Below are 16446 nucleotides of genomic sequence, written 5' to 3'. Positions count from 1 at the left end.
GATGACAAGCCCCAGCCCGGACGGCGCGCCCGTCGTCGAGATGACCGGGATCTCCATCGAGTTCCCGGGCGTCAAGGCGCTCGACGGCGTGGACCTCACCCTGCGCCCCGGCGAGGTCCACGCCCTCATGGGCGAGAACGGCGCCGGAAAGTCCACGCTCATCAAGGCGCTCACGGGCGTCTACTCCATCGACTCCGGACGCATCCTCGTGGACGGCACGGAGCACACGTTCTCCGGCCCCGGCGAGGCGCAGGCCGCCGGCGTCTCGACGGTGTACCAGGAGGTCAACCTCTGCGAGAACCTCTCCGTCGCGGAGAACATCATGCTCGGCCACGAGGTCCGCCGCCTGGGCGCGATCGACTGGCGGGCCACGCGGCGCCGCGCCGGCGAGATGCTCGCCCGGCTCAACCTGCGGATCGACCCGGCGTCGTCGCTGTCGTCCCACTCGCTCGCGATCCAGCAGCTCGTCGCGATCTGCCGCGCGCTCGTCGTCGACGTCAAGGTGCTCATCCTCGACGAGCCGACCTCGAGCCTCGACGCCGACGAGGTCGCCCAGCTCTTCGCCGTCGTGCGCCGCCTGCGCGACGAGGGGGTGGCGATCCTCTTCGTGTCCCACTTCCTCGAGCAGGTCTACGAGATCTCCGACCGCATGACCGTGCTGCGCAACGGCAAGCTGGTCGGCGAGTACCGCACCGCGGAGCTCCCGCGCCTCGAGCTCGTGTCGAAGATGATCGGCACGTCGCTCGACGTCCTGTCCGAGCTCGAGGGGGCTCCCAAGCGCGCCGTCGCCGACCGTGACGGCACGACCCCGTTCGTCCAGGCCGTCGGCCTCGGGCGCAAGGGCTCGATCCAGCCGTTCGACCTCGACGTCTACCCGGGCGAGGTCGTGGGCCTGGCCGGCCTGCTCGGCTCCGGCCGCACGGAGCTCGCGCGCCTGCTCGCGGGCGCCGACCACGCCGACACCGGGCAGACCCGGATCGCCGGCGCCGTCTCGCGGCTGCGCACCCCGCGCGCGGCGATGCGCCAGAAGATCGCGTTCTCGTCCGAGCACCGCAAGGCGGAGGGCATCGTCGGCGACCTGACGATCCGCGAGAACATCGTCCTCGGGCTCCAGGCGGACCGCGGGTGGGCCCGGCGCCTGCCGCGCAAGCAGGTGGACGAGCTCGTCGACAAGTACATCAAGGCGCTCGCCATCCGGCCGGCCAACCCCGACGCCCTCATCAAGAACCTCTCGGGCGGCAACCAGCAGAAGGTGCTCCTCGCGCGGTGGCTCGCCACGGCGCCGAAGCTGCTCATCCTCGACGAGCCGACGCGCGGCATCGACGTCGGTGCCAAGGCCGAGATCCAGAAGCTCGTGGCCGAGCTCGCGCAGGACGGCATGTCCGTCCTGTTCATCTCGGCGGAGCTCGAGGAGGTCCTGCGCCTCAGCCACCGCATCGCCGTCCTGCGCGACCGCGTGAAGGTCGCCGAGATCCCCAACGACGACGGCGTCACCGTGGATGACGTCGTCGAGCTCATCGCGAGCGGAGGCCCCACGTCATGACCGCCACGACGTCCCCCTGGCAGCGCGTGCTCCACCACCGGCTCTTCTGGCCGGTCGTCGCGCTCGTGGTGCTGCTGGCCGCCAACACGATCAACCGGCCGAGCTTCCTGTCGATCCGCGTGCAGGACGGCCACCTGTTCGGGTCGCTCGTCAACCTGCTGAAGAACGGCGCGCCGCTGCTGCTCGTCGCGCTCGGCATGACGCTCGTCATCGCGACGCGCGGCATCGACCTGTCGGTCGGCGCGGTGGTCGCGATCGCCGGCGCCGTCGCGCTGAGCTTCATCGCGTCCTCGCCCGACCCGGGCAGCCTCACGACGGTGCTCGTCGCCGTCGGCATCGCCCTCGCGCTGTCCTTCGTGCTCGGCGTGTGGAACGGCTTTCTCGTCTCGGTGCTCGGGATCCAGCCCATCATCGCCACGCTCGTGCTCATGACCGCGGGCCGCGGCGTGGCGATGCTCATCACGGGCGGCCAGATCACGACCGTCAACAGCGCGCCGTTCAAGGCGATCGGCTCGGGCTTCTGGCTCGGCCTGCCGGTGGCGGTCGTGCTCGCCGGCCTCGTGTTCGCCGCCGTCGCGCTCCTGACCCGGCGCACCGCGCTCGGGATGCTCATCGAGTCGGTCGGCATCAACCCCGAGGCGAGCCGCCTCGCGGGCGTCAGGGCGCGCAGCATCACGTGGACCGTGTACGCGGTGAGCGCGCTGTTCGCCGGCCTCGCGGGCCTGATGATCAGCTCGAACGTCATGGCGGCGGACGCCAACAACGCGGGCCTGTTCATCGAGCTCGACGCGATCCTCGCCGTCGTCATCGGCGGTACGTCCCTCGCGGGCGGGAAGTTCTCGCTGTCCGGCACGCTCGTCGGCGTCCTCGTCATCCAGACGCTCACGCTCACGGTGACGATGCTCGGCATCTCGCCGTCCGTGACGCCGCTGTTCAAGGCGATCGTCGTCATCGCGGTCTGCCTCGCCCAGTCCCCGAAGGTGCGCGACGTCGTCGCGGCACGTCGACGTCGCGCGGCGCGCACGCCCGCCCAGGCCGCGGAGGTGACCGCCTGATGTCCACCGTCCAGACCCCCACGCCCACCTCCCCGCACGAGCCCGGCAACGAGCCGAGCACCGCGGGGGGCACGACCGCCGGGATGGCCCAGCGGTTCGCCACCCGGATCCGGCTCGACCGCCGCTACCTGCCGGTCGTCGGCACGTTCGTCGTCCTCGCGCTCATGCTCGTGGTCGGCGGGAGCCGGTACGAGAACTTCCTGTCCGGGCGGGTCATCTCCAACCTGTTCATCAACAACTCGTTCCTCATCGTGCTCGCCGTCGGCATGACGTTCGTGATCCTCACGGGCGGCATCGACCTGTCCGTGGGCGCCGTCGTCGCGCTGTCGGGCATCACCGCCGCGTCGTTGCTGCAGACCGGCTGGCCGGCCGCCGTCGTCATCCCGCTCGTCGTGCTCATCGGCACGGTGCTCGGGTTCGTCGTCGGCATCATGGTGCACGTCTTCGACATCCAACCGTTCATCGCGACCCTGGCCGCGATGTTCCTCGCGCGCGGCCTGTGCTACGTGATCAGCCTCGAGTCGATCCCGATCACCGACGAGACCTTCGTGTCCATCGCGAGCTGGAGCCAGCAGCTCGGCCCCGAGTGGCGGGTCACGACGGCCGTCGTGGTGGCGCTCGTCGTCGTCGCGATCGCGTTCTACCTGCTGCACTACACGCAGTTCGGCCGCACGGTGTACGCGATCGGCGGCGGCGAGCAGTCCGCGATGCTCATGGGTCTGCCCGTGGCGCGCACCAAGGTGCTGGTCTACGTGGTGAGCGGCACGTGCGCCGGGATCGGCGGCCTGCTGTTCGCGATGTTCTCCCGGTCGGGCTACTCGCTGACCGGCGTCGGCATGGAGCTCGACGCAATCGCCGCCGTGGTCATCGGTGGCACGCTGCTCACCGGCGGCACGGGCTTCGTGCTCGGGTCGGTCCTCGGCGTGCTCGTGCTCGGGCTCATCCAGACGATCATCACGTTCGAGGGCACGCTGTCGTCCTGGTGGACGAAGATCGTCATCGGCGCGCTGCTCCTCGTGTTCGTCATCCTGCAGCGCGTGCTGGTCGTCCGGCGACGCTAGACGCCGGCCGTCGCGGGTCCGCCCGCAGCGGCCCCCGCACGACGCCCCGCTCGGCCGCCCGGCCGGGCGGGGCGTCGTCGCACCCGGGCGTCGTCGCACCCGGGCGTCGTCGCACCCGGGCGTCGTCGTACCCGGGCATCGTCGTGCTCCGGGAGCCGAGGACGGGGCCATTGCGGCATGTGAGCGTTCACACTACGGTGGTGCCTGTTGTGAACGCTCACACGGTCGTGTGAGCGCCTGGGTCTCTCGACGAGGAGAGGTAAGTCCATGGAACGTCCCCTCAGCACGTCCCGGTCTCGGGACAGCCACCGTCGCCGACGGCAGTCGGTCCCGGCGGCGCTGCTCACCCTGACGATGGGGGCCGTCGGCGCGTTCGCCGCGACGGTCCCCGTCGCCGGCTCGGCGACGGCTGCCGAGCCCGACCTGCCGGACGGTGCCTGGGTCGACACGTTCGACGGCGCGTCGCTCGGCGACGACTGGACCGTCGTCAACCCCGTGCCGTCCGCGCTGTCGGTCGCCGACGGCGCGCTGACGCTCACGTCGCAGGCCGGCGACACCTGGCAGACCGCGAACAGCGCGAAGAACGTCGTGATGCTCGACGTGCCCGCGGGCGACTTCACGGTCGTCACGCGCGTCGACGCGCCGGTCGACCGCGTCTACCAGGGCGCGGGCCTCATCGCGTGGCAGGACATGGACAACTACGTCCGGTCCGGCCTGACGTTCGTCGGCAGCCTGTCGCCGTCCGGCCGCGCCATCGAGAACGACGTGGAGAGCGGCGGCACGTTCGCCGCCAACGCGTTCACCGACCGCCCGGGCTCGACGGGCGAGACCCTGCGCATGCAGCGCACGGGCGACACGATCGCGACGTCCTACTGGGACGGCACGGCGTGGCAGCCCGCGGGCTCGGTCGACGTCGACTTCCCCGTCACGCAGGTCGGCGTCTACGCGCTCGCCGCGCAGGACGGCACGGGCCACACCGCGACCTTCGACTACGTCGCGCTCCAGGCGGCGGAGGGTGCCGACCAGGTGCCCGAGGGCGGCTTCACGCTCGCAGGCCCGGGCGACGCGCGCCACCTCGTCGCGACCGAGGACGGGCTCGCCCTCGACGACGAGCGACCCGCGACGACCGTCGTGCTGCAGGCCTCGCCGGCCGGGGAGGCCGCCGAGGGTGTCGCCCCGGTGACGCTCGCCGTCGGCGACCGTCCCGTCGTCGTGACCGGCTCGGCGCTCGCCCTGGGTGACCCGGGCGCCGAGGCGGTGCCGCTGCGCCTCACCGACGCCGGCGGCGGGAAGGTCTGGCTGCGCTCCGCGGCCGACCCCGCGCTGCACGTCGGGCTGCGCGCGGAGGACGGCGCGCTCGTCCTGGGCCCGCGCGACACCGCCACGAAGCTCACCGTCTCGCCCGCCGCCGTCGCCGACCACGAGCTCACGGTCGACCTCGCCGGCGAGCGCACCGAGATGAGCGACGAGCTCTACGGCATCTTCTACGAGGACATCAACTACGCCGCTGACGGCGGCCTGTACGCCGAGCTCGTGCGCAACCGCTCGTTCGAGTTCAACACCCAGGACAACGCGTCCTTCACGGGCATGACGGCGTGGAGCGGCGCGAACCGCGACGGCGCGACGGCGGCGACGCAGGTCGTCGACGACGACGGTCGTCTCAACGCGACGAATCGCAACTACCTGCAGGTCACCACGACGGGTGCGGGCGCCGGCGTGCGCAACGCCGGGTACAACACCGGGGTCTTCGTCGAGGAGGGGGAGTCCTACGACTTCTCCGTGTGGGCACGGTCGGCCACCGCCCAGACGCTCACCGTCCGCGTCGAGGACGCCTCCGGGACCACCGCGTACGCGACCGGCGAGGTCGCCGTGGACGGCTCGGACACGTGGAAGAAGTACGAGGTGACGCTCGACGCGTCGGCGACCACCAACGCCGGCCGTCTCGCGGTGCTCGCGGGGGCCGCCGGCACGCTGAGCCTCGACATGGTGTCGCTCTTCCCGCAGGACACGTGGGTCGGGCCGGTCAACGGGCCCAGCGTGCTGCGCAAGGACCTCGCCGAGAAGATCGAGGCGCTCGACCCGCAGTTCCTGCGGTTCCCCGGCGGCTGCGTGACGAACGTCGGCACGTTCCGCACGTACGAGGAGTCGGGCTTCACCGACCGTCGTCGCACGTACCAGTGGAAGGAGACCATCGGCCCGGTCGAGGAGCGCGCCACCAACTGGAACTTCTGGGGCTACAACCAGTCGTACGGCATCGGCTACCTCGAGTACTTCCTCTTCGCGGAGGACCTCGGTGCGACGCCGCTGCCCGTGGTGTCGGTCGGCGCAAACGGCTGCGGCAGCACGATCCCCGAGATGACCGACCCGGTGCAGATCCAGCGCTGGGTGCAGGACACGCTCGACCTCATCGAGTTCGCCAACGGCGGCACCGACACCGAGTGGGGCGCGGTGCGCGCCGAGCTCGGCCACCCGGAGCCGTTCGGCCTGAAGTACATCGGGCTCGGCAACGAGGAGAACACGAAGACGTTCGAGGCGAACTTCCCAGCCTTCCGTGACGCGATCGCGGCGGAGCACCCGGACGTCACGATCATCTCCAACTCCGGGCCGGACGACACGGGCGCGCGCTTCGACGAGCTGTGGGAGTTCAACCGCGAGCAGGGCGTCGCGATGGTCGACGAGCACTACTACAACGACCCGCAGTGGTTCCTCGAGAACGACGAGCGCTACGACTCCTACGACCGCGAGGGACCGCACGTGTTCCTCGGCGAGTACGCGTCGCGCGGCAACACGTTCGCCAACGCGCTCGCGGAGGCGGCGTTCATGACGGGCCTCGAGCGCAACTCCGACGTCGTCGAGCTCGCGTCGTACGCGCCGCTGCTCGCCAACGAGGACCACGTCCAGTGGTCGCCGGACGCGATCTGGTTCGACAACGACGAGTCGTGGGGCTCGGTGAACTACTACGTCCAGCAGATGTTCTCCGAGAACGTCGGGGACCAGGTCGTCCCGAGCACCCACTCCGGCCCCGCGCCGGCGGACGCGGTCCTCGACGGCGGGGTCTTCCTGTCGACGTGGAACACCGCGGCGCAGTACGACAACGTCCGCGTCACCGACAACGCCACGGGCGAGGTCCTGTTCTCCGACGACTTCGCCGACGGCGCGGAGCAGTGGGAGCCGCAGTCCGGCACGTGGGCCGCGCAGGACGGTGCGTACGTGCAGTCCGCGACGGACGTCACGGACGCGCGCTCGATCGTCTCCGGCGCGTACGCCAAGGACTGGTCGAGCTACACGCTCGAGCTCGACGCCCGCAAGACGGCGGGCTCGGAGGGCTTCCTGATCGGCTTCGCGGCCGGCGGGCCGAACGACTACTACTGGTGGAACCTCGGTGGCTGGAACAACACCCGCCAGGCCCTCCAGCGGGCGTCGGGCGGGAGCGCGAACGAGGTGAAGGCGGTCGAGAACCACCGCATCGAGGACGGCCAGCCGTACCGCGTCAAGGTCGTCGTCGAGGGCTCGACCATCGAGCTGTACCTCGACGGCGAGCTCCAGATGTCGTACGAGCAGGCGTCGACCAAGTCGCTCTACCAGGTCGTCACGCGCGACGACGACACGGGCGACGTCGTGGTCAAGGTCGTCAACCCGACCTCGACCGCGGCCCGCACCGACGTGCACGTGGAGGGTCTCGCCGCCGGCGCGAGCATCGGCGAGGAAGCCACGGTCACCGAGATGGTGGGTGCGCCGTCCGACACCAACACGAAGGCCGACCCGGAGCACGTCGTGCCGGTCGAGCGCACGCTGAGCGGCGTGGGGGAGGAGTTCTCGTACGAGTTCCCCGCCCACTCGATCACGTTCGTCCGCCTGCACGTCGAGGAGACGGCGCCCGCGCTCGACCTCAAGGTCACGGCGCAGCCGCGCTGCCTCGCGGGCAAGGTGTACGTCGCGGTCCGGGCGACCAACGGCGAGGACGTGCCGGTCGACGTGACGCTGTCGACGCCGTACGGCGAGAAGGTGTTCGCCGACGTCGCGCCCGGCCGGAACGCGTACCAGTCGTTCCCGGCGCGTGCCACGACCGCGCCCGCGGGCTCGGCGACGGTGACAGGGACCGCGGTGGTCGACGGCGAGGAGGTCACGGCGAGCGTCGACGTGGCCTACGACCCGCTCGACTGCGGCTGACGCCGCCCGGGAGGGGGAGCCGCAGCCGGCGGCTCTCCCTCGCGGGACCTGACCTCACCCTCGCGGCCGGTCCGACGGGCCACGAGGCCGGACGGCACGGGCCCACCGTTCGTTCCTGATCGCTCCGGGCCGCGGCCTGTCCCTTCCTGTGCGGTCCTGTTAGCGTTCACATCCACCGGTCCGACGACGGGCCGCGCCGCCCGGCGACGTCGCCGGGGCACGACGACGAGGAGTCATCGATGACCTCACGCCATGCACCTCCACCCGTCCGACGGCCCGCGCCGCGCGCCCGTCGGCGCGCGCTCGCCGGCGCCCTCGGTCTCGCCCTGGTCGCGCCGCTGGCGACCGCCGCGCACGCCACCGCGACGACCGGGCCGGCCACCTCCGCGCTCGCCGCCGACGTGGTCGCGGCCGCACCCGCCGACGGGCTCCGCCTGTGGTTGCCGCTCGACGAGACCTCGGGGACCGTGGCGCGCGACGCGTCCGGCAACGGGCTCGACGCCACCCTCGCCGGCAGCGGGGGCGGCTGGCGAGAGGGCCAGGGGCTCGCCTTCGCGGGGACCAACCACGTGGACCTGCCCGACGACCTGCTCGCCGGCACGGACGCCGTGACGGTGAGCGCCGACGTCTGGGTCGACCCGTCGCTCTCGGGCAACTACTTCTTCTACAACCTCGGGAACCCGGCCGTCGGCACCCCGCAGTCGGGGAACGGCTACCTGTTCTCGACGGGCGACGCGAACTACCGCGCGAGCATCTCCGACCTCGCGTGGGGCCGTGAGCAGAACACGGCGAAGGCCCCGGCCGGCGCGCTGCAGCGCGGCGTGTGGAAGACCATCACCTACACGCTCGCCGGCGGCACCGCGCGCCTCTACGAGGACGGCGCGCAGATCGGGCAGAACACCGCGGTCACCATCACGCCGGGTGCGATCGGCGGCGGCACCACGACTGCCAACTTCCTCGGGAAGTCGGCGTACGCCGCGGACAACCTCTTCAAGGGCCGCATGAAGGACTTCCGGCTGTACGACCGCGCGCTCACCGCGCAGGAGGTCGCCGGGCTCGCCGCCGACGGCGCGGCAGACGCCGTGCAGGCCGACGCCGCGGCGCTCGACCTCGGCGACACGAGCGCCGTCGTCACGGACCTCGCGCTGCCCGCGAAGGGCGTCGGCGGGTCCGCCGTGACGTGGGCGTCGTCGGACGACGGCGTCGTCGCGGCCGACGGCACCGTGACCCGTCCCGCCGCGGACGAGGAGCCCGCGACCGCGACCCTCACCGCGACGGTCGCGCTGCGCGGCGCGAGCGCGACGCGGGCCTTCGAGGTCACCGTGCTCCCGGGCGACGGCGACCAGGCGAAGGCGGAGGCTGCCGTCGCGGCGGTCGAGGTCCCGAACCTCGACGACGTGCGCGGCCACCTGACCCTGCCCACGACCGGCCTGCACGGCGCGAGCGTGAGCTGGGCGTCGTCGTCGGGCACGATCACGCCGACCGGCGAGGTGACGCGCCCCGCGCACGGCGAGGACGCCGAGACCGTCACGCTCACCGCGACGGCCACCGTCGGCGCGGCGACCGCGACGCGCGAGCTCACGGCCCACGTGCCGCCCTTGCCGCAGCAGGAGGAGCTCGAGGGCTACCTCTTCTCGTACTTCGTCGGCGAGGGCACCGCCACGGGCGAGCAGGTGTACTTCGGCCTGAGCCAGGGCAACGACCCGCTGAAGTACCGGAACCTCAACGACAACCAGCCGGTGCTGACGTCGGAGCTCGGCGAGAAGGGTCTGCGCGACCCGTTCATCATCCGCTCGCCCGAGGGCGACAAGTTCTACCAGATCGCCACCGACCTGCGGATCTACGACGGCAACGGCTGGGACGCGGCGCAGCGGCACGGCTCGCGGTCGATCATGGTGTGGGAGTCCACGGACCTCGTGAACTGGACCGACCAGCGCCTCGTCGAGGTCTCGCCGGAGACCGCGGGCAACACGTGGGCGCCGGAGGCGTACTACGACGAGTCGATCGACGCGTACGTCGTGTTCTGGGCGTCGAAGCTCTACGCCGAGGACGACCCGCAGCACACCGGGAACAGCTACAACCGCATGATGTACGCGACGACGCGCGACTTCGTGACGTTCTCCGAGGCGAAGGTGTGGGTCGACCCGGGCTACTCGGTCATCGACTCGACCGTCGCGCAGGACGACGACGGCACGTTCTACCGGTTCACCAAGGACGAGCGGAACAACACGTCCTCCACGCCGTGCTCGAAGTTCATCCTCGCGGAGCGCTCGGAGGAGCTGCTCTCGACCGACTGGGAGTACGTCACCGACTGCATCGGCAAGGCGAACTCGATCAGCGGCGGCATCAACCAGGGCGAGGGCCCGACGATCTTCAGGTCGAACACCGAGGACAAGTGGTACCTGTTCATCGACGAGTTCGGCGGTCGCGGCTACGTGCCGTTCGAGTCGACCTCCCTCGACGCGGCGGAGTGGACCATGTCCACCGACTACCAAATGCCCTCGCGCCCGCGCCACGGCACGGTGCTCCCGGTGACGCAGGCCGAGTATGACCGCCTGCTGAAGGCGTACCAGCCGGACGCGTTCGTCGAGTCCGTCGAGGACGTCGCGGTCACGGTCGAGACCGGCTCCGAGCCGGTCCTGCCCGCGCAGGTCACCGCGCACTACGCGGACGGGTCCACCGGCCCGGCCGACGTCACGTGGGACGCCGTCGACCCGGCGTCGTACGCGCAGCCCGGCACGTTCGAGGTCGGCGGCTCGCTGGGCGGCGGCGTGAGCGTGCGCGCCCGCGCGGTCGTCACGGTCACGGACGAGGCGGTGCCGGTCGAGGGTCTCAGCGTCACCCCCGAGTCCGTCCAGGTGGGGGTCGGCGGCACGCGGCAGCTCACCGCGACCGTCACGCCGGCCAACGCGAGCGCCCGCGCGATCACGTGGGCGTCCGACGACGAGGCCGTCGCCACGGTCTCGGCCGACGGCCTCGTCAGCGGCGTCGGCGAGGGCCACGCCATGGTCACCGCGACGACGGCCGACGGGTCGCGCACCGCGTACGTCGCGGTGGAGGTGACCGAGGAGATCCCGGGCCTCGTCGTGCGGTACGCGCTCGACGAGGCGAGCGGCACGACGGCGGCCAACTCCGCGCCCGACGCCAGGATCGGCGCGGCGACGCTCATGGGCGGCGCGGCCTTCAGCGGGAACGGCGAAGGCGTGACCCTCGACGGCACGGACGACTACGTCGACCTGCCCGATCACCTGCTCGCCGGCCTTACCGACATCACCGTGAGCCTCGACGTGAAGATCGCGACGGACCAGGCGACGCCGTACTTCGTCTACGGCCTCGGGAACTCGAGCGGGTCGGCGGGCAACGGCTACCTCTTCACGACGGGCAACGCCTACCGGACGTCCATCGCGACGGGCAACTGGAACACCGAGCAGACGGTGAGCAAGAACGCCGACCTGCAGCGCGGCGTCTGGAAGCACCTCACGTACACGCTCGAGGGCACGACCGCCGTGCTCTACGAGGACGGCGTCGAGGTGGCCCGCCAGCAGAACGTCACCATCGACCCCGAGGACATCGGGAACGGGTCGACGCTCGCGAACTACATCGGCCGCTCGCTGTACTCGGGCGACCGGTACCTCAAGGGCTCGGTGCGCGACTTCCGGGTCTACGACCGCGCGCTCACGGCCGACGAGGTGTTCCAGGTCGGCGCCGACCACACGGCCGTCACGGGCGCCGAGCTCGACGCGCTCAAGGTGCCCGCGATCGTCGACGGGGCGAGCTCGACGGTCACGCTCCCGGTCGAGCCGGGCACGGATCTCACGGCGCTCGCGCCGGTGCTCGCCGTCTCGCCGCGCGCGACGGTGTCGCCGGAGAACGGGTCGACGCACGACTTCACCGCGCCGGTCGAGTACACCGTGACCGGGCCGGACGGGTCGTCGCGCACGTGGACGGTCCAGGCGAAGGAGATGAACAGCCCGGTCCTGCCGGGGAGGTACGCGGACCCGAACATCGCGCAGTTCGGCGACACGTTCTACCTCTACGCGACGACCGACGGCACGCCCGGCTGGGGCGGCAAGGACTTCTACGTCTGGAAGTCCACCGACCTCGTCGACTGGGAGCGCTCGGAGGAGCCGTTCCTCACGCTCGACGGCGCGAACGGGAACGTCCCGTGGGCGACCGGCAACGCGTGGGCGCCGACGATCATCGAGCGGGACGGGAAGTACTACTTCTACTTCTCGGGCCACAACCCGACGTACAACCGCAAGACGATCGGCGTCGCGGTGGCCGACAGCCCCGAGGGGCCGTTCACCGCGGAGCCGACGGCGATGATCACCAACGGCGAGGCGATCGCCTCGGGCCAGGCCATCGACCCGGCGGCGTTCCACGACCCGCAGACCGGGAAGTACTGGCTCCTGTGGGGCAACGGCGGCCCGTCGAACGGCCCGGTCATGGCCGAGCTGTCCGACGACATGACGTCGATCGAGCAGGACACGCTGCGCCGCATCCCGGGGCTGACGGACTTCCGCGAGGGCCTGTTCGTGAACTTCCGCGACGGGATCTACCACCTCACGTACTCGATCGACGACACCGGGTCGCCGAACTACCGCGTGGGGTACGCCACGGCGACGAGCATGGAGGGCCCGTGGACCTACCGCGGCGTCATCCTCGAGAAGGACCCGTCGCAGGGCATCCTCGGGACCGGGCACAGCTCGATCCTCAACGTCGCCGGCACGGACGACTGGTACATCGCGTACCACCGCTTCGCGATCCCCGGCGGCAACGGCACCAACCGCGAGACGACGATCGACCGCCTGACCTTCGGTGAGGACGGCCTCATCGAGACGGTCACGCCGACGCTCGAGAGCGTCGACCCGGTCGACGTCGCCCCGCAGCCCGAGGTCGAGCTCACCGTCGAGGCTGCCCCGCGGTGCCTCGCCGGCAAGGTCTACCTCGCGGTCCGCGCGACGAACGCGGGCGACGTGCCCGCGGACGTCACGCTCACGACGCCGTTCGGCGAGAAGGTCGTCGCCGACGTCGCGCCGGGGAGGTCCGCGTACCAGTCGTTCCCGGTCCGCGCGGCGTCGGTCGCGGCCGGCACGGCGACGGTCACGGGCACCGCGGTGCTCGACGGCAAGCCCGTCACCACCGAGTACGAGGTCGCGTACGACGCGGCCACCTGCTGACGCGAGATAGAGGGCTTCCGCCGAGGTAGAGGGAGATATCCCTCTACCTCGGCGCGAAACCTCTATCTCGCGGTCCACGACCGCACGGTTTCCCATCTCGACGAGGAGAAGGACGACATGACAGGACTCAGGACCCGCGCCCCACGGCGCCGGACGGCGGGCATCGCCGTCGGGCTCGTCGGCGCGCTCACCGCGACGATGCTCGCGGCCGCCACCGCGCCGGCGGCCGCCGACGTGGGCGGCCCCACGGACGAGGGGCTCGTCGCGTGGTACCCGCTGGACGCGGCCAGCACCACGGGCAGCACGACGGCGAACCTCGCCGAGGGATCGACGTTCGGCCCGGCCACTGTGCACGGCGCGACGGCGACCCCCGACGGCCTCGCGCTCGACGGCACGGACGACTACGTCGACCTGCCGGACCACCTGCTCGCCGGGATCACCGACGCCACGGTGAGCCTCGACGTGCTCGTCGACCCGACCCAGGGCACGCCGTACTTCGTCTACGGGCTGGGGAACACGAGCGGCACGGCGGGCAACGGCTACCTGTTCACGACGGGCAACGCGTACCGGACGTCGATCGCGACCGGCAACTGGTCCACCGAGCAGACCGTCACCAAGGGCTCGAACCTCACGCGCGGCGTCTGGAAGACGCTCACGTGGACGCTCTCGGGCACCACGGCGACGCTCTACGAGGACGGCGTGCAGGTCCGCCAGGCCACGAACGTCACGACCGACCCCGGCCAGATCGGCGGCGGGCAGACGACCGCCAACTACGTCGGGCGCTCGCTGTACTCGGCCGACCGGTACCTCAAGGGCCAGGTCCGCGACTTCCGCCTCTACGACCGGGCGGTCACCGCGGCCGAGGCCTCGCAGCTCGCGGCCGAGACGTCGACGGCGGCGGCCGACGCCGACGTCGCGGCGCTCGACCTGGGCGACACGAGCGCGGTCACGGCCGACCTCGCGCTGCCGACGACGGGCGCCCAGGGCTCGGCGATCACGTGGACCTCGTCCGACGAGGCCGTGGTCTCCACGGCCGGGAAGGTCACGCGGCCCGCGGCCGGCGCGGACGACGCGACGGTGACGCTCACCGCCACGGTGACGCGCGGCGCCGTGACCCGGACCGCGACCTTCGCGGTGACCGTGCTCGCGCAGCTCGAGCCCGCCGAGGCCGCGCAGTGGGACGCCGAGCACGTGGTGATCCCGCACCTCGACGACGTGCGCGGCAACCTCACGCTGCCGGCCACCGGGGAGAACGGCTCGTCCCTCAGCTGGGCGACGTCCGACGCGGCGACCGTCTCGGCCACGGGAGAGGTGACGCGCCCTGCGCACGGCGAGGAGGCCGTCGTCGTGCAGCTCACGGTGACCGCCACGAAGGACGGCGCGACCGCGACGCACACGTACGACGCGACGGTGCTCCCGAGCCCGGCGGACGCCGACTACGAGGGGTACTTCTTCCCGTACTTCGAGGGGGAGAGCACGCCCGACGGCGAGTCCGTCTACTTCAGCGTGAGCGAGGGCAACGACCCGCTGAGCTGGCTCGAGCTCAACGACGCGGAGCCGGTGCTCACCTCCTCGCTCGGCGAGAAGGGCCTGCGCGACCCGTTCATCATCCGCTCGCCCGAGGGCGACCGGTTCTACCTGCTCGCGACCGACCTGCGCATCTACGGCGGCAACAACTTCGCCAACGCGCAGGAGCGCGGCTCGCGCGCACTCATGATCTGGGAGTCGACGGACCTCGTGAACTGGTCCGAGCAGCGCATGGTCACCGTCTCGAGCGAGTACGCGGGCAACACCTGGGCGCCCGAGGCGTTCTGGGACGCCGAGCGCGGCGAGTACATCGTCTACTGGGCCTCCGCGCTCTACCCGACGACGGACACGACGAACCGCCGCATCGCCGACTCCTACCAGCGCATGATGTACGCCACGACGCGCGACTTCGTGACGTTCAGCGAGCCGCAGGTGTGGATCGACGAGAAGCGCGGCAACGGCCTCGGCATGATCGACTCGTCGATCGTCGAGCACGAGGGCACGTACTACCGCTTCACCAAGGACGAGGCGTACATGATCCCGCGCCTCGAGAAGTCGACCGACCTGCGCTCGACCGACTGGGAGCTCATCGCGGAGAAGATCGGCTACGGCCAGCCGAACCCGTGGGGCGGCACCCTCACGGCGGGCGAGGGCCCGACGGTGTTCAAGTCGAACACCGAGGAGAAGTGGTACCTCTTCGTCGACCAGCCGAGCTACCACGGCGGCCAGGGCTACATGCCTCTCGAGTCCACGGACCTGGAGTCCGGCGTGTGGACGTCCGTCGACGCGCAGCTGCCCAGCAGCCCGCGCCACGGCACGGTGCTGCCGATCACGGCGGCCGAGCACGCCGCGCTGCTCGCCGCGTACGGCGACGAGGAGCCGGCACCGGAGCTGGCGGTCGACGTCGAGGTGTCGCCGCGCTGCCTCGCCGGCAAGGCGTACGTCGCGGTCCGCGCGACGCACGGCGAGGACGTGCCGGTCGACGTCACGCTGGAGACCCCGTACGGGACCCGGACGTTCGACGACGTCGCGCCGGGGAGGTCGGCGTACCACGCCTTCGCGGTGCGCTCGACGTCGGCGCCCGCGGGGAACGTCACCGTCACCGGCGTGGCGACCGTCGACGGCACCGAGGTGACGACGTCGCGCGAGAGCGCGTTCGACGCGCTCGCCTGCGGCTGACTCCCGGACGCTCGACGCCCGGACAGCGCCCGGCACGTGCCCCCTTGTGGGGGTGCGGGCCGGGCGTTCGTCGTCGCAGGTGAGCGCGCGGAAGACCCTCGCGCGGGGGTGTGCGCGGGCGGTGCCGCCATGGCAGGATGAGCGCCGACTGGACGGCCGTCCAGTCGGGACCGGGGGGCCCACGGCTGCCCTCCGGGCTCGACGACAAGGTTCACCGCGTGACGACCACCAGACGGCTCCTCGCCGCCGCGCTGCTCACCGCCGCCCTCACGACGACCGGCACCGCCGTCGCTGCCCAGGACCGGGGCGACCCCGGGCCGTCCGGCGAGGGCGTCCAGGTCACGGTCGAGATCGACGAGCGCGACGTCCCCGAGGTGGGCGTGGTCCTCGGCGACGAGCCGCTCGTGCCCGGCGGTCCGCTCGTCGTGCGGGGGCGCGGCCATGCGCCCGGGTCCGGGCACGACGTCGCGCTGCTCGCCGGGCCGGCCCCGCTCGGGACGGCCACGGCCGGCACCGACGGCGCGTTCGAGCTCACGACGAGGCTCCCGGACGACACCGCCCCCGGTGTGCACCGCATCCGCGTGACGGCCCGCGCGACCGGCGCCGAGGTGCTCTCCGCGCCGTTCACGGTCGTCGCCGCCGGCGGGCTGCCGACGCCGCCCGGCGACGGCGAGGAGCCCGGCACCGGTGGTCCGGGCACCGCAGGTCCCGGCGCGGGCGGTGCCGACGGC

At 71.9% G+C, this 16446-nt stretch carries 6 protein-coding genes and 1 pseudogene; all 7 read left to right on the top strand.

What is annotated here, in order from left to right:
* Position 1 precedes the first annotated feature (1 nt).
* Positions 2 to 1543 (top strand): sugar ABC transporter ATP-binding protein, encoded by a 1542-nt coding sequence (locus JZ5iCDA_RS01360; RefSeq protein WP_069385481.1) that lies wholly within the window; start codon positions 2 to 4, stop codon positions 1541 to 1543.
* Positions 1540 to 2598 carry an ABC transporter permease gene (locus tag JZ5iCDA_RS01355; protein WP_069385480.1) on the top strand — a complete coding sequence of 353 codons (1059 nt, stop codon included), beginning with the start codon at positions 1540 to 1542 and terminating at the stop codon, positions 2596 to 2598. Before JZ5iCDA_RS01360 ends, JZ5iCDA_RS01355 begins: the two co-directional genes overlap by 4 nt.
* Before the next feature lie 83 nt (positions 2599 to 2681).
* A complete protein-coding gene (yjfF, locus tag JZ5iCDA_RS01350) occupies positions 2682 to 3659 on the top strand; it encodes a galactofuranose ABC transporter, permease protein YjfF (RefSeq protein WP_069385501.1) in 978 nt (325 codons plus the stop codon).
* Positions 3660 to 3926: 267 nt separating this feature from the next.
* The gene (locus JZ5iCDA_RS01345; RefSeq protein WP_139122903.1) at positions 3927 to 7829 is read left to right on the top strand and encodes an alpha-L-arabinofuranosidase C-terminal domain-containing protein; all 3903 of its coding nucleotides are present in this window, start codon (positions 3927 to 3929) and stop codon (positions 7827 to 7829) included.
* Positions 7830 to 8068: 239 nt separating this feature from the next.
* Positions 8069 to 13009 carry a family 43 glycosylhydrolase gene (locus tag JZ5iCDA_RS19550; protein ID WP_069385478.1) on the top strand — a complete coding sequence of 1647 codons (4941 nt, stop codon included), beginning with the start codon at positions 8069 to 8071 and terminating at the stop codon, positions 13007 to 13009.
* Positions 13010 to 13126: 117 nt separating this feature from the next.
* The gene (locus tag JZ5iCDA_RS01335; RefSeq protein WP_069385477.1) at positions 13127 to 15715 is read left to right on the top strand and encodes an immunoglobulin-like domain-containing protein; all 2589 of its coding nucleotides are present in this window, start codon (positions 13127 to 13129) and stop codon (positions 15713 to 15715) included.
* Positions 15716 to 15933: 218 nt separating this feature from the next.
* Positions 15934 to 16446 (top strand): annotated as a pseudogene (locus JZ5iCDA_RS01330) (hypothetical protein); the annotation flags it as partial.

The organism is Cellulosimicrobium cellulans (assembly GCF_001722485.1).
GTDB classification, from domain to species: domain Bacteria; phylum Actinomycetota; class Actinomycetes; order Actinomycetales; family Cellulomonadaceae; genus Cellulosimicrobium; species Cellulosimicrobium cellulans_A.
Note: the sequence above shows the minus strand (reverse complement) of the source record. Positions and strands in the feature narration are given on the sequence as shown.

Bases quoted from the DNA above. Each gene is read 5' to 3' on its own strand.
- yjfF (WP_069385501.1), top strand. From the start codon at position 2,682: ATGGCCCAGCGGTTCGCCACCCGGATCCGGCTCGACCGCCGCTACCTG.
- JZ5iCDA_RS01360 (WP_069385481.1), top strand. From the start codon at position 2: ATGACAAGCCCCAGCCCGGACGGCGCGCCCGTCGTCGAGATGACCGGG.
- JZ5iCDA_RS19550 (WP_069385478.1), top strand. From the start codon at position 8,069: ATGACCTCACGCCATGCACCTCCACCCGTCCGACGGCCCGCGCCGCGC.
- JZ5iCDA_RS01335 (WP_069385477.1), top strand. From the start codon at position 13,127: ATGACAGGACTCAGGACCCGCGCCCCACGGCGCCGGACGGCGGGCATC.
- JZ5iCDA_RS01345 (WP_139122903.1), top strand. From the start codon at position 3,927: ATGGAACGTCCCCTCAGCACGTCCCGGTCTCGGGACAGCCACCGTCGC.
- JZ5iCDA_RS01355 (WP_069385480.1), top strand. From the start codon at position 1,540: ATGACCGCCACGACGTCCCCCTGGCAGCGCGTGCTCCACCACCGGCTC.